This is a genomic window from Photorhabdus laumondii subsp. laumondii (genome assembly GCF_003343245.1).
GTDB classification, from domain to species: domain Bacteria; phylum Pseudomonadota; class Gammaproteobacteria; order Enterobacterales; family Enterobacteriaceae; genus Photorhabdus; species Photorhabdus laumondii.
On the sequence record NZ_CP024901.1, the window covers coordinates 2,487,107 to 2,512,470 of the forward strand.

The 25,364-nt window shown below is 42.9% G+C and carries 27 protein-coding genes; 14 read left to right on the top strand and 13 right to left on the bottom strand.

Translation table 11 applies throughout. The features are described 5' to 3' along the window. Positions 1 to 104: 104 nt before the first annotated feature. Positions 105 to 1,076 (bottom strand): tRNA 5-methoxyuridine(34)/uridine 5-oxyacetic acid(34) synthase CmoB, encoded by a 972-nt coding sequence (gene cmoB / locus PluTT01m_RS10905; protein WP_011146356.1) that lies wholly within the window; start codon positions 1,074 to 1,076, stop codon positions 105 to 107. Further along, positions 1,073 to 1,831 (bottom strand): carboxy-S-adenosyl-L-methionine synthase CmoA, encoded by a 759-nt coding sequence (gene cmoA, locus PluTT01m_RS10910; RefSeq protein ID WP_011146357.1) that lies wholly within the window; start codon positions 1,829 to 1,831, stop codon positions 1,073 to 1,075. The genes cmoB and cmoA overlap by 4 nt, the downstream gene beginning before the upstream one ends. A 272-nt stretch (positions 1,832 to 2,103) precedes the next feature. Between cmoA and PluTT01m_RS10915 the strand changes: the two genes are divergently transcribed. Together PluTT01m_RS10915 and PluTT01m_RS10920 are read left to right on the top strand one after the other, a co-directional pair. Then, positions 2,104 to 2,355, top strand: coding sequence for a type II toxin-antitoxin system Phd/YefM family antitoxin (locus tag PluTT01m_RS10915; protein WP_011146358.1), 252 nt, complete (start codon positions 2,104 to 2,106; stop codon positions 2,353 to 2,355). Beyond that, positions 2,345 to 2,635 carry a type II toxin-antitoxin system RelE family toxin gene (locus tag PluTT01m_RS10920; protein WP_011146359.1) on the top strand — a complete coding sequence of 97 codons (291 nt, stop codon included), beginning with the start codon at positions 2,345 to 2,347 and terminating at the stop codon, positions 2,633 to 2,635. Before PluTT01m_RS10915 ends, PluTT01m_RS10920 begins: the two co-directional genes overlap by 11 nt. Positions 2,636 to 2,761: 126 nt before the next feature. Here PluTT01m_RS10920 and PluTT01m_RS10925 read toward each other — a convergent pair whose 3' ends face one another. Continuing rightward, positions 2,762 to 3,157: an MAPEG family protein gene (locus PluTT01m_RS10925; protein WP_011146360.1), complete on the bottom strand. Its 396-nt coding sequence runs from the start codon at positions 3,155 to 3,157 to the stop codon at positions 2,762 to 2,764. A 276-nt stretch (positions 3,158 to 3,433) separates the two neighbouring features. On the opposite strand from PluTT01m_RS10925, the gene aspS reads away from it, so the two are divergent. The 6 genes from aspS (at position 3,434) to ruvB (ending at position 8,897) form a co-directional block, all read left to right on the top strand. Continuing rightward, positions 3,434 to 5,206: an aspartate--tRNA ligase gene (aspS, locus tag PluTT01m_RS10930; protein ID WP_011146361.1), complete on the top strand. Its 1,773-nt coding sequence runs from the start codon at positions 3,434 to 3,436 to the stop codon at positions 5,204 to 5,206. Continuing rightward, complete coding sequence (nudB, locus tag PluTT01m_RS10935; protein WP_011146362.1) at positions 5,206 to 5,643, top strand: dihydroneopterin triphosphate diphosphatase; 438 nt, start codon at positions 5,206 to 5,208, stop codon at positions 5,641 to 5,643. The genes aspS and nudB overlap by 1 nt, the downstream gene beginning before the upstream one ends. A 29-nt stretch (positions 5,644 to 5,672) precedes the next feature. Beyond that, on the top strand, positions 5,673 to 6,416 hold the full coding sequence (locus PluTT01m_RS10940) for a YebC/PmpR family DNA-binding transcriptional regulator (protein ID WP_011146363.1): 744 nt from the start codon (positions 5,673 to 5,675) through the stop codon (positions 6,414 to 6,416). Positions 6,417 to 6,647: 231 nt separating this feature from the next. Next, positions 6,648 to 7,169 (top strand): crossover junction endodeoxyribonuclease RuvC, encoded by a 522-nt coding sequence (gene ruvC, locus PluTT01m_RS10945; RefSeq protein WP_011146364.1) that lies wholly within the window; start codon positions 6,648 to 6,650, stop codon positions 7,167 to 7,169. A gap of 86 nt (positions 7,170 to 7,255) precedes the next feature. Next, on the top strand, positions 7,256 to 7,873 hold the full coding sequence (gene ruvA, locus PluTT01m_RS10950) for a Holliday junction branch migration protein RuvA (protein WP_011146365.1): 618 nt from the start codon (positions 7,256 to 7,258) through the stop codon (positions 7,871 to 7,873). A gap of 16 nt (positions 7,874 to 7,889) precedes the next feature. Then, positions 7,890 to 8,897: a Holliday junction branch migration DNA helicase RuvB gene (gene ruvB, locus PluTT01m_RS10955; RefSeq protein WP_011146366.1), complete on the top strand. Its 1,008-nt coding sequence runs from the start codon at positions 7,890 to 7,892 to the stop codon at positions 8,895 to 8,897. Between the two features lie 213 nt (positions 8,898 to 9,110). Here the strand turns inward: ruvB and znuB are convergent, their stop codons facing one another. Then, positions 9,111 to 9,896 (bottom strand): zinc ABC transporter permease subunit ZnuB, encoded by a 786-nt coding sequence (gene znuB / locus PluTT01m_RS10960; protein ID WP_011146367.1) that lies wholly within the window; start codon positions 9,894 to 9,896, stop codon positions 9,111 to 9,113. Continuing rightward, complete coding sequence (znuC, locus tag PluTT01m_RS10965; protein ID WP_011146368.1) at positions 9,893 to 10,666, bottom strand: zinc ABC transporter ATP-binding protein ZnuC; 774 nt, start codon at positions 10,664 to 10,666, stop codon at positions 9,893 to 9,895. The genes znuB and znuC overlap by 4 nt, the downstream gene beginning before the upstream one ends. Positions 10,667 to 10,742: 76 nt before the next feature. On the opposite strand from znuC, the gene znuA reads away from it, so the two are divergent. The 3 genes from znuA (at position 10,743) to lpxM (ending at position 14,138) form a co-directional block, all read left to right on the top strand. After that, positions 10,743 to 11,690, top strand: coding sequence for a zinc ABC transporter substrate-binding protein ZnuA (znuA, locus tag PluTT01m_RS10970; RefSeq protein WP_011146369.1), 948 nt, complete (start codon positions 10,743 to 10,745; stop codon positions 11,688 to 11,690). Positions 11,691 to 11,710: 20 nt separating this feature from the next. Then, entirely contained in the window at positions 11,711 to 13,018 is a 1,308-nt protein-coding gene (mepM, locus tag PluTT01m_RS10975) for a murein DD-endopeptidase MepM (RefSeq protein ID WP_011146370.1), read from the top strand. 151 nt (positions 13,019 to 13,169) lie between these two features. Continuing rightward, a complete protein-coding gene (gene lpxM / locus PluTT01m_RS10980) occupies positions 13,170 to 14,138 on the top strand; it encodes a lauroyl-Kdo(2)-lipid IV(A) myristoyltransferase (RefSeq protein ID WP_011146371.1) in 969 nt (322 codons plus the stop codon). A 200-nt stretch (positions 14,139 to 14,338) separates the two neighbouring features. Here the strand turns inward: lpxM and pyk are convergent, their stop codons facing one another. From pyk to PluTT01m_RS11000, 4 genes are all read right to left on the bottom strand, one after another. Beyond that, on the bottom strand, positions 14,339 to 15,781 hold the full coding sequence (pyk, locus tag PluTT01m_RS10985; RefSeq protein WP_011146372.1) for a pyruvate kinase: 1,443 nt from the start codon (positions 15,779 to 15,781) through the stop codon (positions 14,339 to 14,341). 615 nt (positions 15,782 to 16,396) lie between these two features. Continuing rightward, positions 16,397 to 17,410, bottom strand: a complete 1,014-nt coding sequence (locus PluTT01m_RS10990; RefSeq protein WP_011146373.1) for a phage tail protein — start codon at positions 17,408 to 17,410, stop codon at positions 16,397 to 16,399. A gap of 394 nt (positions 17,411 to 17,804) precedes the next feature. Beyond that, positions 17,805 to 18,707, bottom strand: a complete 903-nt coding sequence (locus tag PluTT01m_RS10995) for a phage tail protein (protein WP_011146374.1) — start codon at positions 18,705 to 18,707, stop codon at positions 17,805 to 17,807. Positions 18,708 to 19,179: 472 nt separating this feature from the next. Next, on the bottom strand, positions 19,180 to 20,040 hold the full coding sequence (locus PluTT01m_RS11000) for a MurR/RpiR family transcriptional regulator (RefSeq protein WP_011146375.1): 861 nt from the start codon (positions 20,038 to 20,040) through the stop codon (positions 19,180 to 19,182). A 344-nt stretch (positions 20,041 to 20,384) separates the two neighbouring features. Here PluTT01m_RS11000 and zwf point away from each other — a divergent pair, with 344 nt between their 5' ends. The 3 genes from zwf (at position 20,385) to mdtI (ending at position 23,109) form a co-directional block, all read left to right on the top strand. Then, positions 20,385 to 21,860, top strand: coding sequence for a glucose-6-phosphate dehydrogenase (zwf, locus tag PluTT01m_RS11005; RefSeq protein ID WP_011146376.1), 1,476 nt, complete (start codon positions 20,385 to 20,387; stop codon positions 21,858 to 21,860). Positions 21,861 to 22,358: 498 nt separating this feature from the next. Further along, positions 22,359 to 22,775, top strand: coding sequence for a multidrug/spermidine efflux SMR transporter subunit MdtJ (mdtJ, locus tag PluTT01m_RS11010; RefSeq protein ID WP_011146377.1), 417 nt, complete (start codon positions 22,359 to 22,361; stop codon positions 22,773 to 22,775). A gap of 1 nt (position 22,776) precedes the next feature. After that, entirely contained in the window at positions 22,777 to 23,109 is a 333-nt protein-coding gene (gene mdtI / locus PluTT01m_RS11015; RefSeq protein WP_041380068.1) for a multidrug/spermidine efflux SMR transporter subunit MdtI, read from the top strand. A 153-nt stretch (positions 23,110 to 23,262) separates the two neighbouring features. Here the strand turns inward: mdtI and PluTT01m_RS11020 are convergent, their stop codons facing one another. From PluTT01m_RS11020 to PluTT01m_RS11035, 4 genes are all read right to left on the bottom strand, one after another. Next, positions 23,263 to 23,499 carry a hypothetical protein gene (locus PluTT01m_RS11020; RefSeq protein ID WP_011146379.1) on the bottom strand — a complete coding sequence of 79 codons (237 nt, stop codon included), beginning with the start codon at positions 23,497 to 23,499 and terminating at the stop codon, positions 23,263 to 23,265. Between the two features lie 366 nt (positions 23,500 to 23,865). Then, a complete protein-coding gene (locus PluTT01m_RS11025; protein ID WP_082302907.1) occupies positions 23,866 to 24,324 on the bottom strand; it encodes a HipA domain-containing protein in 459 nt (152 codons plus the stop codon). Between the two features lie 31 nt (positions 24,325 to 24,355). Continuing rightward, entirely contained in the window at positions 24,356 to 24,688 is a 333-nt protein-coding gene (locus tag PluTT01m_RS11030) for a helix-turn-helix transcriptional regulator (protein WP_011146381.1), read from the bottom strand. Between the two features lie 304 nt (positions 24,689 to 24,992). Then, positions 24,993 to 25,337 (bottom strand): RidA family protein, encoded by a 345-nt coding sequence (locus PluTT01m_RS11035; RefSeq protein ID WP_011146382.1) that lies wholly within the window; start codon positions 25,335 to 25,337, stop codon positions 24,993 to 24,995. Positions 25,338 to 25,364 lie beyond the last annotated feature (27 nt).

Here is a 25,364-nt window from a genome sequence, read left to right on the forward strand (position 1 = left end):
ACATAGTTCGCTATGCTCCCGGGGATTCGTTCCCTTGCCGTCGCGATCCATCTTGAAATCCATAGGGTATATGAACTGGCCCAACGTTGGGCCAGTTCGAAAAATTAGGGCTTACGGGCGATCAGTATCGCCCGTAGAGGGGCGGGATAACCCTCAATGGTTTTATTGCTATCTGTAGGATCGAGGAAATCAGATAGTGATTCAGTTTTCATCCAATCTGTACGACGTTGTTCTTCCGTGGCTGTGACTGCCTGATCGACAATTTTCACATCGACAAAACCGCACTTCTCTAGCCAGATTTTCACCATTTTTGCCGAAGGAATGAAGTAGACGTTGCGCATTTGAGCATAACGTTCACCTGGGATTAAACAGGTATGTTCATCTCCTTCAACAACCAGACTTTCCAATATCAGTTCACCATCGGATATAAGCTGGTTTTTCAATTGCCAGAGATGGTCAAGAGGAGAGCGGCGGTGATAGAGAACTCCCATTGAAAAGACTGTATCGAAAGCGGCCAGTGCCGGTAATTGTTCAATGCCCAGAGGTAAAAGATGGGCGCGTTGATCATTGCCAAGTAACTTTCTGACAGCTTCAAATTGGCAGAGGAAGAGCTGAGTTGGATCGATACCAACGGCAAGTTCAGCCCCTTCACCGACCATCCGCCACAGGTGATAGCCACTGCCACAGCCAACATCAAGAATTGTCCGGCCGGTTAATGGAGAAATATGGGGCAGTACTCGATCCCACTTCCAATCTGAACGCCATTCAGTATCAATATTTATACCATAAAGCGAGAATGGGCCTTTGCGCCACGGCATGAATATTCGCAATATATTGGTAAGGCAAATTTTTTCACCTGCGGATAGGGGCGGATCGCGTTCTGCGATCACGCCATTTTTCAAGTCTAATTGAGTCGGTGAAATTTCGGGTAGGTTTTCCAGGGTTTTTACCCATGATTTAAAATTACCGTGCAGGGCTGCTTTTTGCCACTCTTGCAGTTGAGCAGGAAGGCAATTAAGCCAATGCTGGAGGTTATTTTTTGCAATAAGTTGATAAAAATTACCGAAATCGATCATTCATCGGCTCCTTTTATCGCCAGCAGTGAACCAAAGTTGAAACACTGAAACCAGACTTCAACATGGTTAAAACCGGATTGATGGAGACGGGATTTGTGTGTTTCTACAGAATCAGTCAACATGACATTTTCAAGCATGCTGCGTTTCTGGCTGATTTCCAGTTCGCTATATCCGTTAGCACGCTTAAAATCGTGGTGCATATTAAACAGTAACTCACCAATCTGTTGATCTTCAAAGCTGAATTTCTCTGATAAAACTAAAACACCACCGGGGCGTAATCCTTGGTAAATCCGGTTTAGTAAACCTTGTCGATCTTGCGGGTTGAGGAATTGTAAGGTGAAATTCAGTACGACCATCGAAGCATTTTGAATATCGATATTAAGAATATCGGCTTCAATGACTTCAACCGGTGTTTGCGACCGGAAAGCATCAATATGGCGACGACAGCGTTCCACCATTGCCGGGGAATTATCAACGGCAATAATTTTGCAGTTTTCAGCGACAATATTGCGGCGCATTGCCAGGGTTGATGCGCCCAGAGAACAACCCATATCATAAATTTGACTGTTTGATGTCACGAAACGGCCGGCCAGCATACCAATCATGGAAACAATATTTGAATAACCTGGCACGGAGCGTTGGATCATATCAGGGAAAACTTCGGCTACCCGTTCATCGAAACGCCAGTCTCCCAGATTGGCAATAGGCGTAGCAAACAGGCTATCCCTTTGATGGTGAGGATCTTGATTTGACATAACAGCATTAATTATTAGAAAAAATAGAAGGTGGCATTCTAACAGATGTAAAGCTTGACCTTGAACCAATTTTCTCTGTGCTTAAAAGTAGTGAATAATGGAAATATTTGAGGAGGTTAAGTGTTGCACAAAAATCATATCATGACGCGATCAATCCTTGATTTCATTAGTCAGCATTAGGGGATCTTTGGGTTTGATATAAAAGTAAAGATGCATTGTAAAGCACCTTTAAATGACCTATTGTTTGCTTACGTAAAAGAGTGAGGTGGTGTATGGCATATCAAATCTTAACAAATTTAGCGGCAAGTATTACCGATTTGAAACGTAACCCAATGGGGACATATTTGCAGGGGGAAGGTGAAGCGGTCGCAATCCTGAATCGGAATGAACCTGCATTTTATTGTGTGCCTCCTGAATTATTCGCCTACTATCAGGAGCTAGCAGAGGATGCCGCACTAAACAAAATTGCAGATGAACGTTTAGAAAATGCTGAATTTGTTAGTGTGAACCTGGATGATCTATAGTCTGCAATTTGAAAAGCGGGCCTTAAAAGAGTGGAAGAAGTTAGGTCATCCAATTAAGGAGCAGCTAAAGAGAAAATTGGCTGAACGCTTAGAAAACCCTCATGTGCCGTCAGCAAGATTAAGTGGGCGATCGAACCGATACAAAATTAAATTGCGGTCTTCTGGCAACCGCTTGGTTTATGAAGTGAATGACAATAAGATTATCTTGCTGGTAATTGCTATTGGTAAACGTGGTAAACGGGTCGGAGATGCGGTTTATACCCTCGCCAATGAGAGGTAAAAAAACCAACACTTGCTCGCTTTGCATGTCAACGTCGGAAAGTCTTCCTTACATAGTGAACAGCTAGGGTTAGAATAACAGGCAGCCGAGTTTGCTGCCTGTTATTTCAGCGCCAGTACTATTAGGTTAGTAGAGAGAAAATATCTGTTCCCAAGGCAAGTAGTAAATATTTGTTATCACCATTAATACGATTGAAAGATAGGTTGCTACCATGCCTGAACGCCGCCAGTAGAACTCACGGTGGTACAGGCCATAATAATGCAAGACTCTGCCGGTAAGCAGAATCAAACCACAGACATGTATCATCCAGACATTTGAGCCGTTCATCTCCATCATGACCAGCAATAACATAGAGATAGGGATATATTCCACAGCATTACCGTGAATGCGGATCGCTGTTTGTAATTCGTAAAAACCACCATCTCCATATGAGACACGATATTGTGTTCTTAACTTAACCACATCAAAAGACAGCTTAATCAATAATAGTGCGCCCAACACAACATAAAGCGAGCTAACCATTTTTAACTCCATTGCCTAACCGAAATTGGCCAATTAAGTTATGATAAACCCCAAAAATAAAACTGTCGCTATAAATAGATGGGAATTGAAAATAAATTGCCTGATTATCAGACATCAAGCAATGGTATCGCATCGGGATATTACCTGCCCTTATCTCTGAGCAGAATTTCCATTATAATGGCGACCTTTTTTGACACTTCATGACACTTTTCAAGTTCAAGAACGATGCCAAAATTTCCGCAGCAACAGCACAACAGCCGAGTAAAAGGATATTGTATGCGTACTGATTATTGTGGGCAGTTGAATCTGACCCATGAAGGCCAGAAGGTGACTCTTTGTGGTTGGGTAAACCGCCGCCGTGATCTGGGTGGCTTGATTTTTATTGATATGCGTGATCGTGAAGGGATCGTTCAGGTATTTTTTGACCCGGATCAGCAAGCCGCATTTTCTCAGGCTGCTGAACTGCGTAATGAATTCTGTATTCAAATCACCGGTACTGTACGCGCCCGTCCTGACAGTCAAATCAATAAAGATATGGCTACCGGTGAAATAGAGGTTTTTGCGGAAAGTTTGAATATCATCAACCGTTCCGAACCTCTGCCTTTGGATAGCAATCAGACGAACAGTGAAGAGCAACGTCTGAAATATCGCTATATTGATCTGCGTCGACCTGAAATGGCAAATCGCCTGAAAACACGGGCTAAAATCACCAGTTTTGTGCGTCGTTTCATGGATAATCAGGGTTTCCTGGATATTGAAACGCCGATGCTGACGAAAGCAACACCCGAAGGTGCCCGTGATTATTTGGTGCCAAGTCGTGTTCATAAAGGCAAATTTTATGCCTTGCCTCAATCTCCGCAGTTATTTAAGCAATTGCTGATGATGTCCGGTTTTGACCGTTATTATCAAATTGTTAAATGCTTCCGTGATGAAGACTTGCGTGCGGATCGCCAGCCAGAATTTACTCAAATCGACGTGGAAACTTCCTTTATGACTGCTGAGCAGGTAAGGGAAATGATGGAAAAAATGATCCGCGAATTGTGGTTTGAAATTGACGGTGTTGATCTGGGGCATTTCCCGGTGATGACGTTTGCTGAAGTGATGCGTCGTTTCGGTTCTGATAAACCTGATCTGCGTAACCCGTTGGAGTTGGTTGATGTTGCTGATCTGGTTAAAGATGTGGAATTTAGTGTTTTTGCTGAGCCGGCGAATGACAGTAAAGGCCGCGTAGCCGTCATTCGGGTACCCGGTGGTGCTGAATTGAGCCGTAAGCAGATTGATGAATATGGCAAATTCGTTGGGATTTATGGCGCAAAAGGGCTGGCGTGGATAAAAGTCAATGCGCGTGCTGCCGGTCTGGAAGGGGTTCAAAGTCCGATAGCCAAGTTCCTGAATGCCGAGGTGATTGAAGGTCTGCTTTCTCGTACCGATGCACAGGATGGCGATATTTTGTTCTTTGGTGCTGGCAGTGTAAAAGTGGTCACTGATGCTTTGGGAGCGTTGCGTCTGAAATTAGGGCGCGATCTGAACCTGACAAAATTGGATAGCTGGCGGCCACTGTGGGTTATCGACTTCCCCATGTTCGAAGATGATGGGGAAGGTGGCCTGACCGCTATGCACCATCCGTTTACTTCACCGTGTAATATGTCAGCGGCGGAGTTGGCGCAAGATCCGGTTTCGGCTATTGCCAATGCTTACGATATGGTGATTAACGGTTACGAAGTGGGTGGTGGTTCAGTGCGTATTCACCGTAATGAAATGCAACAGGCGGTGTTCCGTATTTTGGGCATTAATGAGCAGGAACAGCAGGAGAAATTTGGCTTCTTGCTGGATGCACTGAAATTTGGTACGCCACCCCATGCCGGTTTGGCATTTGGTCTTGATCGTTTGGTGATGCTGCTGACAGGAACGGATAACATCCGTGATGTTATCGCATTCCCTAAAACCACCGCTGCCGCTTGTTTAATGACGGAAGCGCCAAGTTATGCCAATCCGGCGTCCCTTGAAGAGTTATCAATCTCTGTTGTTGCTAAAAAAGAGAGTGAATAATGGCTTATAAGCGCCCCGAGTCTGTGCTGGTGGTTATTTATGCGATTTCCAGCCGACGGGTGCTAATGTTACAGCGGCGGGACGATCCTGATTTTTGGCAGTCTGTCACTGGCAGCCTTGATGGAGATGAAACGCCGTGGGAGACAGCATTGCGTGAAGTGCAAGAAGAAGTCGGTATTGATATTATAGGTGAAAATCTTGAATTGATAGATTGCCGGCGTTCTCTTTATTATGAGATTTTTACCCATTTGCGCCATCGCTATGCTCCAGGAGTCACCCGCAATAAAGAGTACTGGTTCTGTCTGGCATTGCCGGAAGAGCGAGAATGCCTGTTGACTGAACATCAGGCTTATCAGTGGCTGGATGCGGATAAAGCAGTAAAGCTCACTAAGTCGTGGAGCAATCGGCAGGCGATTGAAGAGTTTGTTATTGAATAAGTTTATTAGACGTTTTATCGGAGAACCTTATGGCAGGTCATAGTAAATGGGCCAACACCAAGCACCGCAAAGCTGCGCAGGATGCGAAACGCGGTAAGATTTTCACCAAAATTATCCGGGAGCTAGTAACGGCAGCCCGTCTGGGTGGTGGAGATCCGGCATCTAACCCACGTCTGCGTGCTGCAATTGATAAAGCACTGTCCAACAACATGACCCGCGACACTCTGAATCGTGCTATCGCCCGTGGTGTTGGCAGCGATGAAGCGGATAACATGGAAACCATCATTTATGAAGGTTATGGTCCGGGGGGAACGGCGGTGATGGTTGAGTGTCTGAGTGATAACCGTAACCGTACTGTTTCTGACGTTCGTCATGCTTTCACTAAAACCGGTGGTAATTTGGGTACTGATGGCTCGGTGGCTTATCTGTTCGCCAAGAAAGGAGTGATTTCTTACGCGCCAGGGCTGGATGAAGATGCGGTTATGGAAGCGGCGTTGGAAGCCGGCGCTGATGATGTAGAAACCTATGATGATGGCGCGATTGATGTTTACACCACACCAGAAACCTTTGGTGACGTGAAAGATGCGTTAGATGCAGCGGGTTTTGTGGCTGAATCAGCAGAAGTTTCAATGATCCCTTCCACTAAAGCAGAGTTGGATGCGGAAACTGCACCTAAGTTATTGCGCTTGATTGATATGTTGGAAGATTCAGACGACGTACAAGAGGTTTACCATAACGGTGAAATCTCTGATGAAATTGCGGCTTTGCTGTAATTTCAGTCGGGTTGTATACCCTATGGATTTCAAGATGGATTGCGACGGCAAGGGAGCGAATCGCCGGGAGCATAGATAATGATGTGACCGGGGTGAGAGCAGCCAACAAAGAGGCAACTTGAAGGATAACGGGTACATAGCGTAGAGAAAGTGTGCTGTGGTACAGGACACTTTCTCTAACGTTTTTATCTCCTTTATTAAAGGTGATAATCAAAGGCGAATAAACAGAATATGGCGATTATCTTAGGTATCGACCCGGGTTCCCGCGTCACTGGCTATGGTGTGATCCGTCAGCAGGGGCGTCATTTGAGCTACCTTGGCAGTGGTTGTATCCGAACAAAAGTTGATGATCTGCCTAACCGGTTACAGCGGATTTATGCGGGTATCCTTGAAATTATTACGCAATTTCAACCAGATGCTTTTGCTATCGAGCAAGTCTTTATGGCAAAAAACGCCGATTCAGCGCTGAAATTAGGGCAAGCACGGGGAGTGGCTATTCTTGCCGCTGTTAATCAATCTATACCGGTTTTTGAATATGCTGCGCGGCAGGTGAAACAAACGGTTGTTGGAACCGGGGCGGCTGAAAAAAGTCAGGTTCAGCACATGGTGCGTTCTGTGCTGAAATTGTCTGCTAACCCGCAATCCGATGCGGCAGATGCATTGGCGATTGCGATAACCCATTGTCACTTTAATCAGAATCTTTTGCGGGTTGGTGATCCCAGATTAATTTTGGCACGTGGACGTTTAAGATAACGGCTGGATATGCATCCAGCTTTTTTTATGTTATAACCATAAATAGAACAATCAGTTTTATTTTTTAGGTTTTAGGGGGTAAACGAGTGATAGGGCGTCTCAGAGGAATTGTGCTGGAAAAACAACCACCTTTGGTTTTACTGGAAACAAATGGTGTTGGTTATGAAGTCCATATGCCAATGACCTGTTTTTATGAATTGCCTGATGCCGGACAGGAAGCTGTTCTGTTTACTCACTTTGTTGTGCGTGAAGATGCGCAATTACTTTATGGTTTTAATGATAAGCAGGAGCGGGCGCTATTCCGTGAATTAATTAAAGTGAATGGTGTAGGGCCTAAATTGGCGTTGGCTATTCTTTCGGGCATGTCTGCGCAGCAATTTGTTTCTGCTATTGAACGAGAAGCGATCGTTTCTCTGGTTAAATTGCCGGGTGTAGGTAAGAAAACCGCTGAACGGTTGGTGGTTGAAATGAAAGATCGCTTTAAAGGGCTCAATGGCGATCTCTTCAATCAGAGCAGTGATATTAATTTGCCGGCAACGGCCAAACAGACAACTTCTGACGCTGATAGCGAAGCAGAAGCTGCTGCGGCATTAGTCTCTCTGGGTTACAAGCCACAAGAGGCTAGCCGCATGGTCAGTAAAATCGCTAAACCGGGTGCTGATTGTGAAACACTTATCCGCGAAGCACTTCGCGCTGTTCTCTAAGTTACAGGGGTAAGCCATGATTGAAGCTGACCGTCTGGTTTCTGCGGAAGTTTTGCAAGACGATGAAGCGATTGACCGCGCAATCAGACCTAAATTGTTGTCTGAATATGTTGGGCAACCGCAAGTCTGTGAGCAGATGGAGATTTTTATTCAGGCTGCCAGACAGCGTGGTGATGCCCTTGATCACCTGCTGATTTTTGGTCCGCCGGGATTGGGGAAAACAACGCTGGCGAATATTGTTGCCAATGAGATGGGCGTTAATCTTCGCACAACTTCTGGTCCGGTGTTGGAAAAGGCGGGCGATCTGGCGGCAATGCTGACCAATCTTGAGCCGCATGATGTGTTGTTTATCGATGAAATTCACCGTTTATCGCCGGTAGTGGAAGAAATTCTCTATCCAGCAATGGAAGATTACCAACTGGATATTATGATTGGCGAGGGGCCGGCAGCCCGTTCGATCAAAATTGATTTGCCGCCTTTTACCCTGATTGGGGCTACCACTCGCGCAGGTTCTTTGACTTCGCCACTGCGTGATCGGTTCGGTATCGTGCAGCGCCTTGAATTTTATAATGTGGACGATTTGCAAAGTATCGTTTCTCGCAGTGCCCGTTTTATGGGAGTAGAGATTACTGACGATGGTGCCCGGCAGGTTGCTATGCGTTCTCGTGGAACGCCGCGGATTACAAACCGTTTACTGCGCCGGGTACGTGATTTTGCTCAAGTAAAAGGGAATGGTGCGATTGATGGCAATATTGCCACCAGAGCGCTGGATATGTTGAGCGTAGATGCTGCCGGTTTTGATTATCTGGATCGTAAGTTACTGATTGCCATCATTGATAAATTTATGGGCGGGCCGGTTGGGGTAGATAACCTTGCCGCTGCTATTGGTGAAGAGCGGGAAACGATTGAGGATGTGCTGGAACCCTTTTTGATTCAACAGGGCTTTATTCAACGTACTTCCCGTGGACGAATTGCCACTGAACATGCTTATCGCCATTTTGGCATGGTCAGAAATCAGGAATGATCTATACCCTATGGATTTTAAGATGGATCGCGACGGCAAGGGAGCGAATCCCCGGGAGCATAGGTAATGATGTGACCGGGGTGAGTGCAGCCAACAAAGAGGCAACTTGAAAGATAACGGGTATATGTAATTGCCTGAAAAATCGGGATGGGCATTCCCGTAAGGGAAGCCTATCCCGTTCTCCTGATAACCGGGTTGTACCCACTCAGTGGATTAATTTTTTGCTTTACTGATCAGGCTGGCAATAAACATCACCGCAGCACATAGCACGACAGAGGGTCCTGCTGGTGTGTCGTAAATGGCGGAGAAAGCTAATCCACCGGTGACGGCAAGCATGCCAACCGCAATAGCAATACCGGCCATTTGCTCCGGTGTGCGGGCAAAACGGCGAGCAGTGGCGGCCGGGATAATGAGCAGGGAGGTGATAATCAGTGCACCGACAAATTTCATTGCCAAGCCGATTGTCAACGCTGTTACCAGCATTAACAGCACTCTTAACCGCTGTATTTTAATGCCATCCACAAAAGCCATTTCTTGACTGACGGTGATAGAGAGCAGGGCGTTCCATCGCCAGAACAGGAGCGTGGTGACAATGGTGACACCGATGGCAATTAACCAAATATCTTCATAGGTGACTGATAACAAATCACCAAATAGATAAGCCATCAAATCAACTCGCACATTAGACATTAAACTGACAACCACCAGCCCTAATGATAATGCGCTGTGAGCCATAATCCCCAACAAAGTATCGATTGCCAATTGAGGACGTTTCTCCAGCCAAACCAACATCATTGCCAGTATCAAAGTGACGGCGATAATTGTGTAAAAAGGGCTAATATTTAACAATAATCCGAAAGCAACGCCCAGCAATGAAGCATGAGCCAGAGTATCACCAAAATAGGACATTCTGCGCCAGACAACAAATGAACCTAATGGCCCGGCAGCAATAGCCAATAATACGCCGGCCAACCAACCGGGGAATAATAATTCGATCATGAGTGGCATTCCCTGTTATTTTCCAAGATAATTTTCCCTTTCAGATCATGATGGTGATTGTGTTGATGGTGATCGTGTTGATGGCGATATATTGCTAATTGCTCAGCACCGTGATGACCAAACATAGCGATAAATTCAGGGTGAGTTGAAACAACTTCAGGTGTGCCGGAACAGCAAATATGTTGATTAAGGCATAAAACTTCGTCTGTTTTCGCCATGACCAGATGCAAATCATGGGAAACCATCAGTACAGCACAATGCAATTCGGTCCTGATTTGATTAATTAAATCATAAAGTGCTAATTGACCATTAACATCGACCCCTTGTGTTGGTTCATCAAGGACAAGTAATTGAGGTTGATTTAATAGTGCTCTGGCTAATAAAACCCGTTGGCTTTCCCCTCCGGATAATTTTTGCATGGGCTGTTGCAATAGATGAGCAGCATTTACCCGTTCAAGTGCCGGCAATATATCGCCAGATTTGACACCGGGTTTTAGCATCATGAAGCGTTTAACTGTCAATGGCAGGGTGGGATCAAGATGCAATTTTTGCGGAACATAGCCGATTTTCAATCCATCGGTCTGTTCAATAGTGCCGGATGATGGCTCAATAAGCCCTAAAACAACGCGGACTAAAGTTGATTTACCGGCACCATTAGGACCTAGCAAAGTCAGAATATTCCCTCGTTGCAAATGAAGAGAGATATTGTTTAATACCCGACGATCGCCGAAATTAACAGCAACATTTTTTAAAGTGATGAGTGTCGACATGTTAAATATATCTTGCGTGAACATTGAGATGTTATAATATAACAATTCTGGTTTCTGTCCACGAGATATTTACATTATGTTACACAAATCATATAAACTAGCGCACAAATTTCTCTGCAAGACCGCGATTATTGCTGTTTTCATGTCGGGAACGATACAATCGGTTAATGCTGATGTTGTGACATCAATCCGTCCATTGGGTTTTATTGCCGCGGCAATAACTGAGGGTGTAACTGATACGCAGGTACTGTTACCTGATGGGGCATCACCGCATGATTATGCGTTGAGACCGTCTGATCTTAAGAAAGTTAACCGGGCAGATTTAGTTGTGTGGGTTGGACCTGAGATGGAAATCTTTTTGTCTAAACCGTTAGCCAAAGTTCCACAAAATAAACAGTTAGTTTTAGCACAATTGCCAACGATTAGGCCATTATTGCTGAAAAATAATGAAGATTTACCCGAACCGGATCAGCATAAACATGAAGATGACCATGAACATCATTCTCATGGTGAATATAATATGCACATCTGGTTATCACCAGAAATAGCAAAACAGGTGGCACAGGGGATTCATGACCAATTACAAGCGCGTTATCCGCATAAAAAAGCAGCGCTGGACGTAAACCTACGTAAATTCAATGCGCAGCTTGCGCAAACTGACAAAAATATTGCTAATATTCTTAAGCTGGTGCGTGGTAAGGGGTATTTTGTTTTTCACGATGCTTATGGCTATTTCGAGCAGCATTATGGCCTGACGCCATTAGGACATTTTACGATTAATCCTGAAATACAACCTGGCGCACAAAAATTACATCATATACGAACACAATTGGTTGAGCAGAAAGCAACCTGCATTTTTGCTGAGCCACAATTCAGGCCGACCGTTATTAATGCTGTGGCGAAGGATACGGGAGTGCGTATGGGCACTTTAGATCCGTTAGGAGGCCGCATCGTATTGGATAAGGACAGCTATATGAAATTTATAACTCAGTTGTCGGAACAGTACGCGGGTTGCCTGAATTAAAGCAATAAGGAATTCAATGAGTGCAACAGATAGTTAAAACTATCGTTCTGGTGTATAAGGAGTTACCGCGACCGCATAAAATTATGTTGGGTTCGCTGACTGTAGCAACATTGGTTGTCACTATGTGGCAACCTATTGCTTATCATCATGAACAAGAAGAAACAACAGTCGGCAGCATCGCTATCAATCTTCCGGTAGATAGTGATGAGATTATTGCAGATAGCAGTGAACAGCTACCGGATGAAGGTATTCCTGATGAAGAGACGAACTCAGAGGTTACGGCTCAAACTCCGCATGAATATATTGTCTCTGACGGTGACACCCTCAGTAATATTCTGACCCAATTTGGTATCGACTCTTCTGATGTCGCGTTACTCGCGAGTCAGCATAAAGCGTTACGGGGGCTGAATATTGGTCAGCCATTGTCATGGACAGTCAATGAAGCGGGTGACTTGCAAACGCTGACTTGGGGTGTTTCCCGCCGTGAAATGCGCATTTATACCCGTGAGGGCGATCTGTTTAAAGAAACAAAAGAGTTTCAGAAAGGGGAATGGAAAAACAGCGTCGTCGTTGGCGTTGTTGATAGTAATTTTACCAGCAGTGCTTTAAATGCCGGCTTAACCAGCAGTGAAGCACGTGAAGTTACCAAGGCACTGCAATGGCAAATTGATTTGCGTAAATTACATGAAGGTGATCGTTTCTCTGTATTGCTGTCCCGTGAAATGTTGGATGGTCACAGTGAACAGAGCCAATTACTTGGTGTTCGCCTAAATAGTGGTGGTAAAGATTATTATGCTATCCGGGCGGAAGATGGGCGTTTTTATGATCGTCAAGGTTCCGGTCTGGAGCGCGGATTTTTGCGTTTTCCAACCGCCAAGCAATTTCGGGTATCTTCCCAATTTAATCCTCGGCGTGTGAATCCAGTCACTGGTCGGGTTGCGCCACATAAAGGGGTGGATTTTGCTATGCCGGTGGGAACGCCTGTTTTGGCGGTAGGTGATGGTGAGGTGATTGTCTCCAAATATAACGGAGCAGCAGGTAACTTTATTGCCATTCGTCATGGGCGCCAATATACCACGCGTTATATGCACTTGAGAAAGCTGTTGGTGAAATCAGGGCAGAAGGTAAAACGCGGTGATCGTATCGCGTTGTCCGGTAGCACTGGTCGTTCTACCGGTCCACATTTGCATTATGAATTCTGGATCAATCAGCAGGTGGTAAACCCATTAACGGCGAAATTGCCGCGTTCTGGCGGTTTGAGTGGTAAAGAACGCACAGAATTCTTGGCAATGGTAAAAGAGGTAACGCCCCAGCTTCTGTTAGATTGAGTTTAATTGTTCATTAGTAACAGACTTTAAAGCGGATGATTGATATCATCCGCTGTCGTTTTGTATTGCAGAACAAGATATGTTGACATCTGTTGATATAGATCCCTGTATGAAAATGGCAAATTATCGTTTTGTTTTAAAGAGTTATCTCATGCATAAAGAAACAGATACAGACAGTAAAGCTGGTTATGTGCCGACATTTCATAAATCTTACCTGCATCCTCGTTACTGGGGATTATGGCTGGGCATTGGTGTGTTGGCCGGGCTGGCTTACCTACCAGTTAAAGTGCGTGATCCTCTGCTGGCTAAAATAGGCTGGTTGGCGGGTAAGTTAGCGAAAGGGGCACGTCGTAGAGCAAGAATAAATCTGTGTTACTGTATGCCGGAACTGACGGAGCAACAGCGTGAAGCATTGATTGATGAGATGTTTTCTACCGCACCTCAACCTTTTGTTATGTTGGCTGAACTGTGTTTACGTGGTACAAAATCAACGTTAAGCCGGACGCAATGGCATGGGGAAGAGATTATTCTTCAACTGAAAGCGCAGGGGAAAAACGTTATTTTCATGGTGCCTCATGGTTGGGCTGTGGATATTCCAGCGATATTACTGTCTGTGGGCGGACAGAAAATATCAGCCATGTTCCATCACCAGAAAAACCCGGTTGCAGATTATCTGTGGAATAAAGTTCGCCATCATTTTGGTGGCCGTTTACATTCTCGTGATGCTGGAATTAAACCGTTTGTTGCTGCTGTTCGCCAGGGTTTCTGGGGATATTATCTGCCTGATCAAGATCATGGTGAGGAGCACAGTGAGTTTGTTGATTTTTTCGCAACTTATAAAGCGACATTGCCGGCAATTGGGCGATTGATGAAGGTTTGTCGTGCTGCTATTGTGCCGCTGTTTCCGGTTTATAATTACCGTACTCATCAGCTTGATATTTATATTCGTCCGCCAATGGATGATATTGATGGCAAAGATGATGCTTTTATTGCCCGCCGAATGAATGAAGAGTTGGAGCAATTGGTGCGACCGAACCCTGAACAATATACCTGGATACTTAAATTACTTAAGACTCGGAAAGCGGGTGATATTGGGCCCTATGGGAGAGAAGATTTGTGATTTTAGCTACAAAGATATATACCCTATGGATTTCAAGATGCATCGCGAGTGAAGCCAACAAAGAGACAACTTGAAAGATGACGGGTATATAAGCGATCAGAGTCATAGAAAAGCAATAAGAGACGGTAAAAGCTTATTTTACCGTCGAATTGTCGTTGGATTAAGCGGGATGCGCGTTTGACGCAAAATGTTGTGGCGCTTTATTCCACTTCAAGAATACGGCAGGTGTTAGTACTGCCAATCGTCCCCATCTGATCACCCTGAGTAACCAGAACAAGATCACCGGAAACTAGATAACCTTTATCACGCAGGCGATTAACTGCTTCATTGGCCGCCGTAATGCCGTCAGTATGACTACTGCAATAAACCGGTGTAACGCCACGGTAAAGTGCCGTTTGGTTTAAGGTTTTCTCATGACGGGACATAGAGAATATCGGGAGACCAGAACTAATGCGAGACATGATGCGAGTGGTGCGGCCTGATTCGGTCATGGCAATAATGGCTTTAACTCCATTTAAGTGGTTTGCCGCGTACATGGTAGACATCGCAATGGCTTCTTCAATACTGTCAAAAATTGTGTCTAGCCGATGTTTTGATACGTTGAGGCCAGGCATTTTTTCTGCTCCGAGACAGACTCGTGCCATTGCGGCAACGGTTTCGGCAGGGTATTGGCCCGCTGCGGTTTCAGCGGAGAGCATTACGGCGTCAGTACCGTCGAGAACGGCATTTGCCACATCCATCACTTCTGCACGGGTGGGCATTGGATTGGTGATCATAGATTCCATCATCTGGGTCGCGGTAATAACTACACGATTTAGCTGGCGGGCACGGCGAATTAATTTTTTCTGAACGCCAACTAACTCTGGATCGCCGATTTCTACGCCAAGGTCACCACGGGCAACCATGACCACATCAGAAGCCAGAATGATTTCATCGATGGTTTTATCACTGCTAACGGCTTCTGCGCGTTCAACTTTTGCCACGATCTGCGTTTCACAGCCTGCGTCTCGTGCCAGACGGCGGGCATAGTTAAGATCTTCACCGGTGCGAGGGAAAGAGACGGCAAGGTAATCAACGCCGATTCTGGCCGCCGTAATAATATCTTCTTTATCTTTTTCAGTTAGGGCTTCTGCGGATAATCCACCACCCAGTTTGTTAATGCCTTTATTGTTAGATAGCGGGCCGCCTACAGTGACTTCCGTGAAGACTTTCATTCCCTGAACGTCTAATACTTTGAGTTGAACACGTCCGTCATCCAGCAACAAAATATCGCCCGGTACAACATCCGTGGGTAGTCCTTTGTAATCGATACCGACTTTCTCCTTATCGCCTTCGCCTTTACCAAGATTGGCATCAAGGAGAAATTTATCTCCGATATTCAGGAAAATTTTGCCCTCTTTAAACGTTGATACGCGGATTTTAGGTCCTTGAAGATCGCCAAGAATAGCGACATGGCACCCCAGGCGGGCTGCAATCTCGCGGACTTTGCTGGCTCGCTGGAGATGATCTTCGGCGGTACCGTGGGAAAAGTTAAGGCGGACTACGTTTGCACCCGCAGCAATAATCTTTTCAAGATTATTATCGCGGTCGGTAGCCGGACCAAGTGTAGTAACAATCTTAGTTCTTCTGAGCCGTCTGGACATGTGTTACTCCGTTGACCTGTGAGTATTGGTATTGGTTATATAAAAATAATCAATAATCTATTAATTATCCTATATACCCGTTATCCTTCAAGTTGCCTCTTTGTTGGCTGCACTCACTCACCCCGGTCACATAGTTATCTATGCTCCCGGGGATTCGCTCCCTTGCCGCCGCGGTGCATCTTGAAATCCATAGGGTATAAAACGAGTAAAAAAACTCTTCGGCAATCCAACTATCAAGCCTGTTTATAGATTACTTTTGTGACCCATATCAACTTATCATGATACTTTTCGCTGTAGTGCCTATTGACCAGTGTCAGCAACGGATATTTATTGCCGTATTTCTATCCTATCACGATTTGTTCCCGATTTATCAATAATGTGACTGCTCCCCGTCTTGCCGTGTGAGTCTGATACAAGCTTTCTGAAATTTACTGGGATTCAGCAACACTTGAGGGCTGGAAAGCACGAAACGTCCAGGGTGGGTATGCTGTAAAGTATGCAAATGATAAGTTTTCTTTGAGGAGGACGAGTTGGCACTGTCTCTTAAGTCAGACTTATGATCAAGAGACAGCTATTTGCGTGAGATTTGTTAGCGGCCCGGGGGATGTAGGGTTCTTATGCTTTTCGATACCATCCCATTAACTTAATATATGAATTGGTAATTGAAATCGCTGCATTGCCACCAGAATCTCCGGTGTTACCTGAAATTGTATGGTTATGTGCTCCTATTGATACCGTATGAGAGTGGGCACCATTAGTGCTAGTGTTAAATTTGGCATTGTTCCAATCTGTAGATTTTGATCCCTGATTGTTCTTAGAACCGTCGAAATGACCATAACGCCCACCAGTAGTTTCACCCCACCCACTATCATGATAATGCTCTCCGGCGATATTGGTGGTTTTGGTGCCATAATCAAATGTGCTCGTTGTCCCAAAAAATGTATGATTATGTGCTGGCATTTGTGCTGCTGTCAGGCTTATCAAATCATTGCCACCGGTTGATAAAATATCGGAGCCATTGGCGCTAGCTAATCGAATGGTTTTATTTTCACCAATATATTCCCATGTAGTACCCGGAAATAGCACATTGGGGTTTTTATTTTGAGCGAACCAAATCACAATTCCTACAGGATATTGGGTATTAATAATGGTTTCTATTAAGCCAAGATTCTTCAAAAACGTATTTTTATCAGGAATGTCTGCGCCGTTTTGGTTTTTTTCCAGACGGTTATTTGCATTCTGATTGACATCAGAAACAAGCTTCTGCGTTGCCGCAAGGGCATTACTTTCGCCTGTTTGGTCTGTGAGTTGAATAACACCTTGTTGTGTCAGTGAGGCGCTTGGTACTTTTGTTGTGATTTTTTGTTCTAATGCTCTATTTAATTGGGTAATGAGTTTAGCTATATCTCCATCATCTAAAACATCATTACCAGATTGGGTCGCGATAAAATCAGCGATAACAGAGGATATGGTTGATGACTGACGTAATACCTTATTTAGCAAATGAGTAGTAATATTTTTTGGTGGAAACCCAGTCATCAAACCCTGATCTTGTTCATATCTTTCTTGGCTAATTACATTAGCATTACTACTAATGGAAAAGGCTTTAAAATCATTTTTTTTACTCATGTTCTCTCCTGTAATTAAATAATTTGATTTTTTAATCAATATATTGAATTATTATAAAAGTCATTCCATACAATATATGTCAATAATAGTTTAGCTTGAAAAAAATATGATAAAATATTCTTATGACTTAGAGGGGTAACTGTTTTTGGATAATGAGAATAAATAAAATCCCGAAATTGTATGATCGGGTAAATATCTATACCCTATGGATTTCAAGATGCATCGCGATGGCAAGGGAGTGAATCCCCGGGAGCATAGGTAACTATGTGACCGGGGTGAGTGAGCGCAGCCAACAAAGAGGCAATTTGAAAGATAACGGGTATAAATCATTTATATTCAACATCTGAAAATATGCTAATAGCCATATTGTTTTTGTCCAATGCGGATTTACTCATTAGGCGGTCCTTATAATGTAATTAAATGCCACATTTCTTGGACGTGTTTCATTATCACCATTCATCCCAATGGTTTTATTTTCCCCTGAGTCACCCCGATCGCTTATACTGCCATGCAGACTACCCCGCACGGGATCTGTATTTGCACGGGTGGAGCTTGGGCTGTCAGTGGTATAAATACTATGATTATGTCTTTTGAACGCATCATATTGAAAACTCAATATATTACGGCCGTTATCAATACCACGACCATTATCTAAACCACGAATAAATTCACCACGTAAATCGGGTAATGCTCCATTAGGATAGGCTTGCGCTAATTTCGGATATTTTGTTTTATCAAAGGGAGCGCCGTTACATTGCGCCCATCCTTCTGGTGGGGTGGTAGTCGGCCAGGGAAGTGGTACCCCTACCGGGATCAATTTTTCGAACAAACTGAGATTTCTCACAAAAGCATTTTTATCAGGAATGTCTGCACCGTTTTGGTCTTTTGCTAGCCGATTATTAGCGTTATCGTTTATATCAGAAACAAGCTTCTGTGTTGCCGCAAGGGTATTACTATTGCCTGTTTTATCTGTGAGTTGAATAATGCCTTGTTGTGTTAATGAGGCGTTTGGCACAGTTGTTGTAATTTTTTGTTCTAACGCGCTATTTAATTGAGTAATAAGTTTAGCGATATCACCATCATCCAAAATATCACTACCAGATTGGGTCGTGATAAAATTAGCGATGACAGAGGAGATGGTTGATGACTGACGTAATACTTTGTTTAGCACATGAATAGTGATATCGCTTGGGGGGAACCCAGTTTTCAAACTTCGGCTTTCTTCATAGGCTTCTTGACTGACTATATTAGCATTATTACCAATAGAAAAAGCTTTAAAATCATTCTTGAGATTCATATATTTTCCTCATGTATAAATAATGTGCTTTTATAAACAACATACTGAATTATTAAAAAATTAATTTTAAGTAATATATGTCAATAATATTTTAGCTCGGAAAAAACATAATAAAGTATTCTTATAACTTAGAGGGGTAATAGTTTTTGTATAATGAGTGGAAATAATAAATGTGAAACTGTTGATCGGGTAAATGTCTAAACAGTTTATATTCAATATTTGAAAATTATTTTTATCTTCCTGCTTTCTATTTCTTTCGGTAAATTTTTTATAATAATATCCTATGTTTTAATTTTAAACGGTCATTATTTTATTGAGTTAACTAAATAATATGGGATTTTCTTGATATAATTCAATAATTCCTCGCTTATCTTGTTGGCTAGTGCAGATTATTTACCGATGCTCACTGAGTCATAAACGATCGCTGACTACGCAATGGTTGCGAGTCAGCCTAATAGTAAGGGGACTATTTTCAGGTCGGGGGAAAGTCAATTTTATCAAAGCGTGAATTTCGTAGCGCTTCTTTGACTCTTTTCAAGTTATCTCTGAATTTTGAACCACGGCGCAGGGTAAAACCCGTAGCTAAAACATCAATAACAGTTAATTGAGCGATTCTTGAGACCATTGGCATATAAATATCTGTATCTTCCGGGACGTCCAGAAGAATGGCGAGTGTTGCTTCGTGGGCGAGGGGAGAATCTTGGGAGGTAATTGCGATAACTGTCGCATCATTTTCTCGCGCAAGTTGTGCTGCTTCGACCAGGCTTTTAGTCCTGCCGGTATGGGATATGAGTACGACGACATCACCTTCGGCACTGTTAATACAGCTCATCCGTTGCATCACAATGTCATCAAAATAGATAACAGGGATGTTGAAGCGGAAAAATTTATTCATTGCGTCGTGTGCGACGGCCGCAGAAGCCCCTAAGCCGAAAAATGAGATTTTCCGGGCTTGAGTCAGTAAATCAACAGCTCGGTTAATGGCTGTAATATCCAAATTGTTTTTGACGGTATCCAGAGTTGCCATTACCGATTCAAATATCTTATTGGTGTAGGCACTCACTGTATCGCTCTCTTCAACATTGCGATTTACATAAGGCGTGCCATTGGCAAGACTTTGGGCTAGATGGAGTTTGAAATCGGGAAAACCTTTAGTATCCAGACGGCGGCAAAAACGGTTAACCGTGGGTTCACTGACTTCCGCCATTTTTGCCAGTGTTGCGATACTGGTATGAATTGCAGTTTGCGGTGAAGCCAGGATTGTCTGCGCCACTTTTTTTTCTGACTTACTCAAAAATTCGATACTGTTTTGGACCCGTTCCAGTGTATTCATAAAACGCAGTTACCTGTGGTTTTTGACGATTTCATTCAGAAGAGAAATCTATGTAAATTTTTATGAAAATATACTATTAGCAAATTGAAGCTGGCAGTAGGAAGTCACAATAATTTAATGTTTTTCATAAAAGTATGACAAGTGTCTAACTTTCATATTGGTAATTATCTTTCATAAACGTTGGAAAATTACATAAATTTATCACATTTTTCTCATATGAGAAACATATTGTTAACGCATGGTGATGGTTATTCGTTATCTCTGTTTACGCGCCATGGTCAAAAGAGTACATTATCGGTTAATGCTGTAACAAAATTACAATATCCCGCAACGAGGAGAGACATATGGCGGTTACTTCTACAGCTCAGGCTTGTGATTTAGTCATTTTTGGCGCTAAAGGGGATTTGGCACGCCGGAAATTATTGCCTTCCCTTTATCAGCTTGAGAAAGCGGGTTATATCCACCCAGAAACCCGGATTATCGGTGTTGGCCGGGCTGATTGGGATAAAAAAGCTTATACCAAGGTTGTTGAAGAAGCTTTAAATACATTCTTGCCAGAAAAATTAGATTCAGAATTATGGAAGATATTGAGTGAGCGTTTGGCGTTCTGCAATCTGGATGTTAATCAAAAAGAAGACTTTGCCAAATTGAAGGCAATTCTTAAGCAGGATAATCGGCCTGCAATCCATTATTTTGCGATGCCACCCAGTACTTTTGGTTCGGTTTGTCACGGATTGGGCCTTGCAGGGCTAAATAAAGAGCCAAATCGAGTTGTGATGGAAAAGCCTTTAGGGACCGATCTTGAATCATCCAAAGCCATCAATGATGAAGTAGCTAAATATTTCAATGAGCGTCAGGTTTATCGCATCGATCATTATCTGGGTAAAGAAACCGTATTGAATCTGTTGGCGCTGCGGTTTGCCAATTCCTTGTTTGTGAATAATTGGGATAACCGGACAATTGATCATGTACAAATTACAGTAGCTGAAGAAGTCGGTATTGAAGGCCGTTGGGGTTATTTTGACCAAGCTGGGCAGATGCGCGATATGATTCAGAATCACCTGTTGCAAATATTGACCATGATTGCTATGTCTCCTCCGGCAGATCTGACGACAGACCGTATCCGTGATGAAAAAGTAAAAGTATTGCGTTCTCTGCGCTGTATTGATCATACGAATGTGCGGGAGAAGACGGTACGAGGTCAATACACTGCTGGTTTTGTTCAGGGGCATAAGGTACCGGGGTATCTGGAAGAAGAGGGGGCAAACCAGTCCAGCCGGACGGAAACTTTTGTCTCTATCCGTGTCGATATTGATGACTGGCGTTGGGCCGGGGTTCCTTTCTACCTGAGAACCGGTAAACGTCTGCCAACGAAATGTTCCGAGGTGGTAGTTTATTTCAAAAAGCCTGCACTGAACTTGTTTTCTGAGTCTTATCAACAACTACCGCAGAATAAGCTAACGATTCGTTTGCAGCCGGATGAAGGTATTGATATTGAAGTGCTGAACAAAGCTCCGGGGCTGGAACACAAGCATCGTCTGCAAACCACTAAGCTAGATCTGAGTTTCTCTGAAACGTTTAACCATATTCCGTTGGCGGATGCTTATGAGAGGTTACTGCTGGAGGCTATGCGGGGTATTCAGGCGCTATTTGTTCGTCGTGATGAAGTGGAAGAAGCGTGGAAATGGGTTGATTCTATTATGAATGCATGGGCGGCGGATAATGATGCGCCTAAGCCTTATCAGGCGGGGACGTGGGGGCCGGTCGCTTCTGTTGCGATGATCACTCGCGATGGTCGTTCGTGGAATGAGTTTGAGTAATTGACAAACCTTTCTGTTGAAGCTCAAGCCGTACTATAAGCGGCTTGGGTTAGTATCAACAAGGTATCAGCCTATGTTGGTATCAATTCTGTTTTTCTATTCAACATTGTTTATCAGATAAAAAAATAAATGAGGGTGAGCAGTTGCTTTCTATTATCTTATATGGTAGAAGTACTATGAAAATTAACACTATTTATGAGGATTCTTAGTATATCGCGCGGAATATCGGTGCGATGAAAGAATGAGATATCATGAACAGCGCCAAAAGCGTCAAGTTTCAAAGTTCCACTCACATGCTTTTCCTTTCTGCCATTTTATCCAGTGAGCATTACTGGTGCGGTTCATTATAGCGTCTGACTCCTGTTAACCGGTTTTCAACCGGTATTTCTATTTCGTCAAAAACGTCAGGTTATTATTTCTCATCTTATATATGGGTGGGTTTAGATCATTTATAGCTTGCGTCTTGACGTGCGTATTTACGTGGTCAGGAGAAAGAAAATGATTTATTGGTTATTCCTTGCAATGGCAATTATTACCGAAGTTATCGGTACCTTATCGATGAAACATGCCAGCGTTTCCGGTGGTGTAGTTGGCATGGCCGTTATGTACATCATGATCGCCACATCCTATATCTTGCTGGCAATGGCGGTGAAAAAAGTGGCATTGGGCGTTGCGTACGCTTTATGGGAAGGGGTTGGCATTCTATTTATTACTGTTTTTAGTGTCATGTGGTTTGATGAATCATTGTCATTGATGAAAGTAGGGGGATTGGCTCTGCTGATAACAGGGATTATGTTGATTAAATCCGGTACGAGAAAAGCCGCAGTCAAAAAATCGGCAGAGGTAGTGAAGCAGATGGCAAATAAGGCTGTCAGTGTTGCAACAACCAAAAGCAGTAAAATAAAGGAGGCGTAACATGTTGCAACAATTTGAATGGTGGCATGCGGCGTTTTTATTCCTTGCTGTCGTATTGGATATTTTAGCGAATATTTTACTGAAACTTTCTAATGGTTTTAGACGTCCTTGGATGGGGATTCTCTCGCTTATTGCCGTCCTTGGGGCGTTCAGTGCGCTTGCTCAGGCAGTGAAGGGAATTGAGTTGTCCATTGCTTATGCCTTATGGGGCGCTTTCGGTATTATCGCGACGGTTGCTGCTGGCTGGATTATGTTTAATCAGCGTTTGAATTATAAAGGTTGGGGTGGAATTGCCTTGTTGCTGTTGGGCATGGTGATGATCAAGATGGCTTAAGCCATATTAATTTTTAAAATCAGGATAAAGACACATTATTAGCGTTCAGGTTTTTAAGTAACAAATTTTATTGTTTATTTCTTATATTATCTGCTGGCATGCAACTAGCAACTATTTTGCATAATAACCAGCAGATATGAATAAAGATGACTTTTAGCAGGTAAAACAGACGTCTGGTTTATGGCCATCTTTTACTCGACAACCAGGACACCAAGACTGAACAATATAGCGGCCATCACCCATATCCCTCATACCAAAGTCTTCATAGCGATAAAAAACATGTTGACCCATTGCGGCGGAACAACATGGGCAACTTTTATAGATCTTGCCTTCTACTTCCGCAACAACGGAATCATGAAGGGAATCATGACAACCTGAACAAACATCCATAGAATGCTCCATACCAAGTGATAAAAGTTATTGAAGATTAGGCCATGTTTATATTCACTAAACAGTGACCAGACACTGATGTGCTTATTAGAAAGTATGGACGACGTATAAGTATAATTCAACATTGAAAAGGTAAATAATAGAAAATCCATTTGGTAAGTTAACTCTACCAGATGAAATTAACGCTATTTGTGATAAGCAATATTGGAAACTATTTTATTTACATTGATCATCAGAATATTATCAGTGGCTCAAACATAACATATATTTCCAAAATGAATTATTAAGGGCCATTACTGAAATAGCGTAGGTGTTTTGGCCCGTAAGATGGGTTTATAATAAGTTTATGTACAGATTTTAAAGTTCTCAAAAAATTATGGAGAATGGATTTAAAAATTGTCTATGCCAGAACAATTTTTTATCTATTTCACTTAACTCAGCTTCTTCACAGATATTATTCCAATTATCTTGGATGATTAATATTTGTCTATTAAAGATTTCTTTTGCTTTTTTCTCTGAGATATTAAAGTTATGTGCAGTTTCTAAACAGGTTTGTAATTGGCTGAGGTTTTTATTTTCGACTATTAACATTGCTTGAGATGCTTCATTACCCGATCTACCTTGAGGGCATATATCATAAGCCGGAGTTAAACTTAAATTTTTTCCATCCCAAAATGCAGCATGATTTCGAGCGTGATCATCTGTATTACCGCACAGTATATTAAAAACTAATCGTGAAAATAATTCTTCTAATGTTTTCTGAGGATTAGTGAAACGATATCGTATAATCTCGGCAAATTTTTCATAACTAGCATATCTAGCCATCAAATGTTGGGACTAAACAACTTCTTTGTTATTAGAAATCATCGTATACCTCTCTCTTTTCTTCCTGAATACGCTGTGGTAATAAAGCTAATTTATCTCTTGTTTGTTCTATACGTGCTGAGATAGGAAATTTATCACTGTCAAACAAGCTGATACCTACAAGGTTGGCCAGCTCAAATGCTAATCCTATGGAACAACCCATATCCCCGTTTTCAATTTTTTGTAGTGTGGTTCTGGATATACCAGCACGTTCTGCCAAATTCTTTTCTGACCAATGGCGTTGTTTTCTACCTAACTTGATTTGTTCTCCGAGTAACATAACTGCCTCTTGAGAGAATTTTGAATAGGCTCTATGTTTTAACATTCCCCCTCCTGTTGACCATTATAGTGGTCATTGATGGCCTTAATGAACATTATAATGGTCACCGATAGTTCAAGGCATAGGAGGAAGGTTAGAATTGTTGGGTTTATAATATTCCACTTGGATCAATGAATAATATAGTTTATGAAAATATCGATTAATGTTTTATTTTAACGTGTTATTGCAACTAAATTAACAGGGGAAATCATATCTTACTTATATTAATAACACCTATTGGGATATTCTGAATAACCTCCATATAATTAAAATATAAATGTAGGCGATAGAGAATATCCCAAAATTAATATTAAATACCTGCGATAACTTTTATTTCGACTTTATATTTGGGGTTCATTAGTTTAGCTTCAACGGTGCAGCGTACTGGTGCGCTTCCTGCAATAACCCATGCATCCCAGGCGGCATTCATGCCAGCAAACTCTTTTCCATCAGCCAGGAAAAGAGTGGCGTCGATAATTTTGCTTTTATCAGAACCGAGACGCTGTAACATAATATCAATAGCGGCCAGTGTATTCGCTGTTTGCTCAGTAATATCACCATCCAGGTTTTCCGGTACGGCGGTGTAGTAAATGGTTTTATTGTAAACTACCGCTTCGGACCAGCGATCTTGAGGATCAATACGTTCAATTGTCATGGATATTCCTTCCTGTGAATGACTATC

Excerpts from the sequence above, each read along its gene's own strand:
- cmoB (WP_011146356.1), bottom strand. The coding sequence starts at position 1,076 with ATGATCGATTTCGGTAATTTTTATCAACTTATTGCAAAAAATAACCTC.
- cmoA (WP_011146357.1), bottom strand. The coding sequence starts at position 1,831 with ATGTCAAATCAAGATCCTCACCATCAAAGGGATAGCCTGTTTGCTACG.
- PluTT01m_RS10915 (WP_011146358.1), top strand. The coding sequence starts at position 2,104 with ATGGCATATCAAATCTTAACAAATTTAGCGGCAAGTATTACCGATTTG.
- PluTT01m_RS10920 (WP_011146359.1), top strand. The coding sequence starts at position 2,345 with ATGATCTATAGTCTGCAATTTGAAAAGCGGGCCTTAAAAGAGTGGAAG.
- PluTT01m_RS10925 (WP_011146360.1), bottom strand. The coding sequence starts at position 3,157 with ATGGTTAGCTCGCTTTATGTTGTGTTGGGCGCACTATTATTGATTAAG.
- aspS (WP_011146361.1), top strand. The coding sequence starts at position 3,434 with ATGCGTACTGATTATTGTGGGCAGTTGAATCTGACCCATGAAGGCCAG.
- nudB (WP_011146362.1), top strand. The coding sequence starts at position 5,206 with ATGGCTTATAAGCGCCCCGAGTCTGTGCTGGTGGTTATTTATGCGATT.
- PluTT01m_RS10940 (WP_011146363.1), top strand. The coding sequence starts at position 5,673 with ATGGCAGGTCATAGTAAATGGGCCAACACCAAGCACCGCAAAGCTGCG.
- ruvC (WP_011146364.1), top strand. The coding sequence starts at position 6,648 with ATGGCGATTATCTTAGGTATCGACCCGGGTTCCCGCGTCACTGGCTAT.
- ruvB (WP_011146366.1), top strand. The coding sequence starts at position 7,890 with ATGATTGAAGCTGACCGTCTGGTTTCTGCGGAAGTTTTGCAAGACGAT.
- znuB (WP_011146367.1), bottom strand. The coding sequence starts at position 9,896 with ATGATCGAATTATTATTCCCCGGTTGGTTGGCCGGCGTATTATTGGCT.
- znuC (WP_011146368.1), bottom strand. The coding sequence starts at position 10,666 with ATGTCGACACTCATCACTTTAAAAAATGTTGCTGTTAATTTCGGCGAT.
- znuA (WP_011146369.1), top strand. The coding sequence starts at position 10,743 with ATGTTACACAAATCATATAAACTAGCGCACAAATTTCTCTGCAAGACC.
- lpxM (WP_011146371.1), top strand. The coding sequence starts at position 13,170 with ATGCATAAAGAAACAGATACAGACAGTAAAGCTGGTTATGTGCCGACA.
- pyk (WP_011146372.1), bottom strand. The coding sequence starts at position 15,781 with ATGTCCAGACGGCTCAGAAGAACTAAGATTGTTACTACACTTGGTCCG.
- PluTT01m_RS10990 (WP_011146373.1), bottom strand. The coding sequence starts at position 17,410 with ATGAGTAAAAAAAATGATTTTAAAGCCTTTTCCATTAGTAGTAATGCT.
- PluTT01m_RS10995 (WP_011146374.1), bottom strand. The coding sequence starts at position 18,707 with ATGAATCTCAAGAATGATTTTAAAGCTTTTTCTATTGGTAATAATGCT.
- PluTT01m_RS11000 (WP_011146375.1), bottom strand. The coding sequence starts at position 20,040 with ATGAATACACTGGAACGGGTCCAAAACAGTATCGAATTTTTGAGTAAG.
- zwf (WP_011146376.1), top strand. The coding sequence starts at position 20,385 with ATGGCGGTTACTTCTACAGCTCAGGCTTGTGATTTAGTCATTTTTGGC.
- mdtJ (WP_011146377.1), top strand. The coding sequence starts at position 22,359 with ATGATTTATTGGTTATTCCTTGCAATGGCAATTATTACCGAAGTTATC.
- mdtI (WP_041380068.1), top strand. The coding sequence starts at position 22,777 with ATGTTGCAACAATTTGAATGGTGGCATGCGGCGTTTTTATTCCTTGCT.
- PluTT01m_RS11020 (WP_011146379.1), bottom strand. The coding sequence starts at position 23,499 with ATGGATGTTTGTTCAGGTTGTCATGATTCCCTTCATGATTCCGTTGTT.
- PluTT01m_RS11025 (WP_082302907.1), bottom strand. The coding sequence starts at position 24,324 with ATGGCTAGATATGCTAGTTATGAAAAATTTGCCGAGATTATACGATAT.
- PluTT01m_RS11030 (WP_011146381.1), bottom strand. The coding sequence starts at position 24,688 with ATGTTAAAACATAGAGCCTATTCAAAATTCTCTCAAGAGGCAGTTATG.
- PluTT01m_RS11035 (WP_011146382.1), bottom strand. The coding sequence starts at position 25,337 with ATGACAATTGAACGTATTGATCCTCAAGATCGCTGGTCCGAAGCGGTA.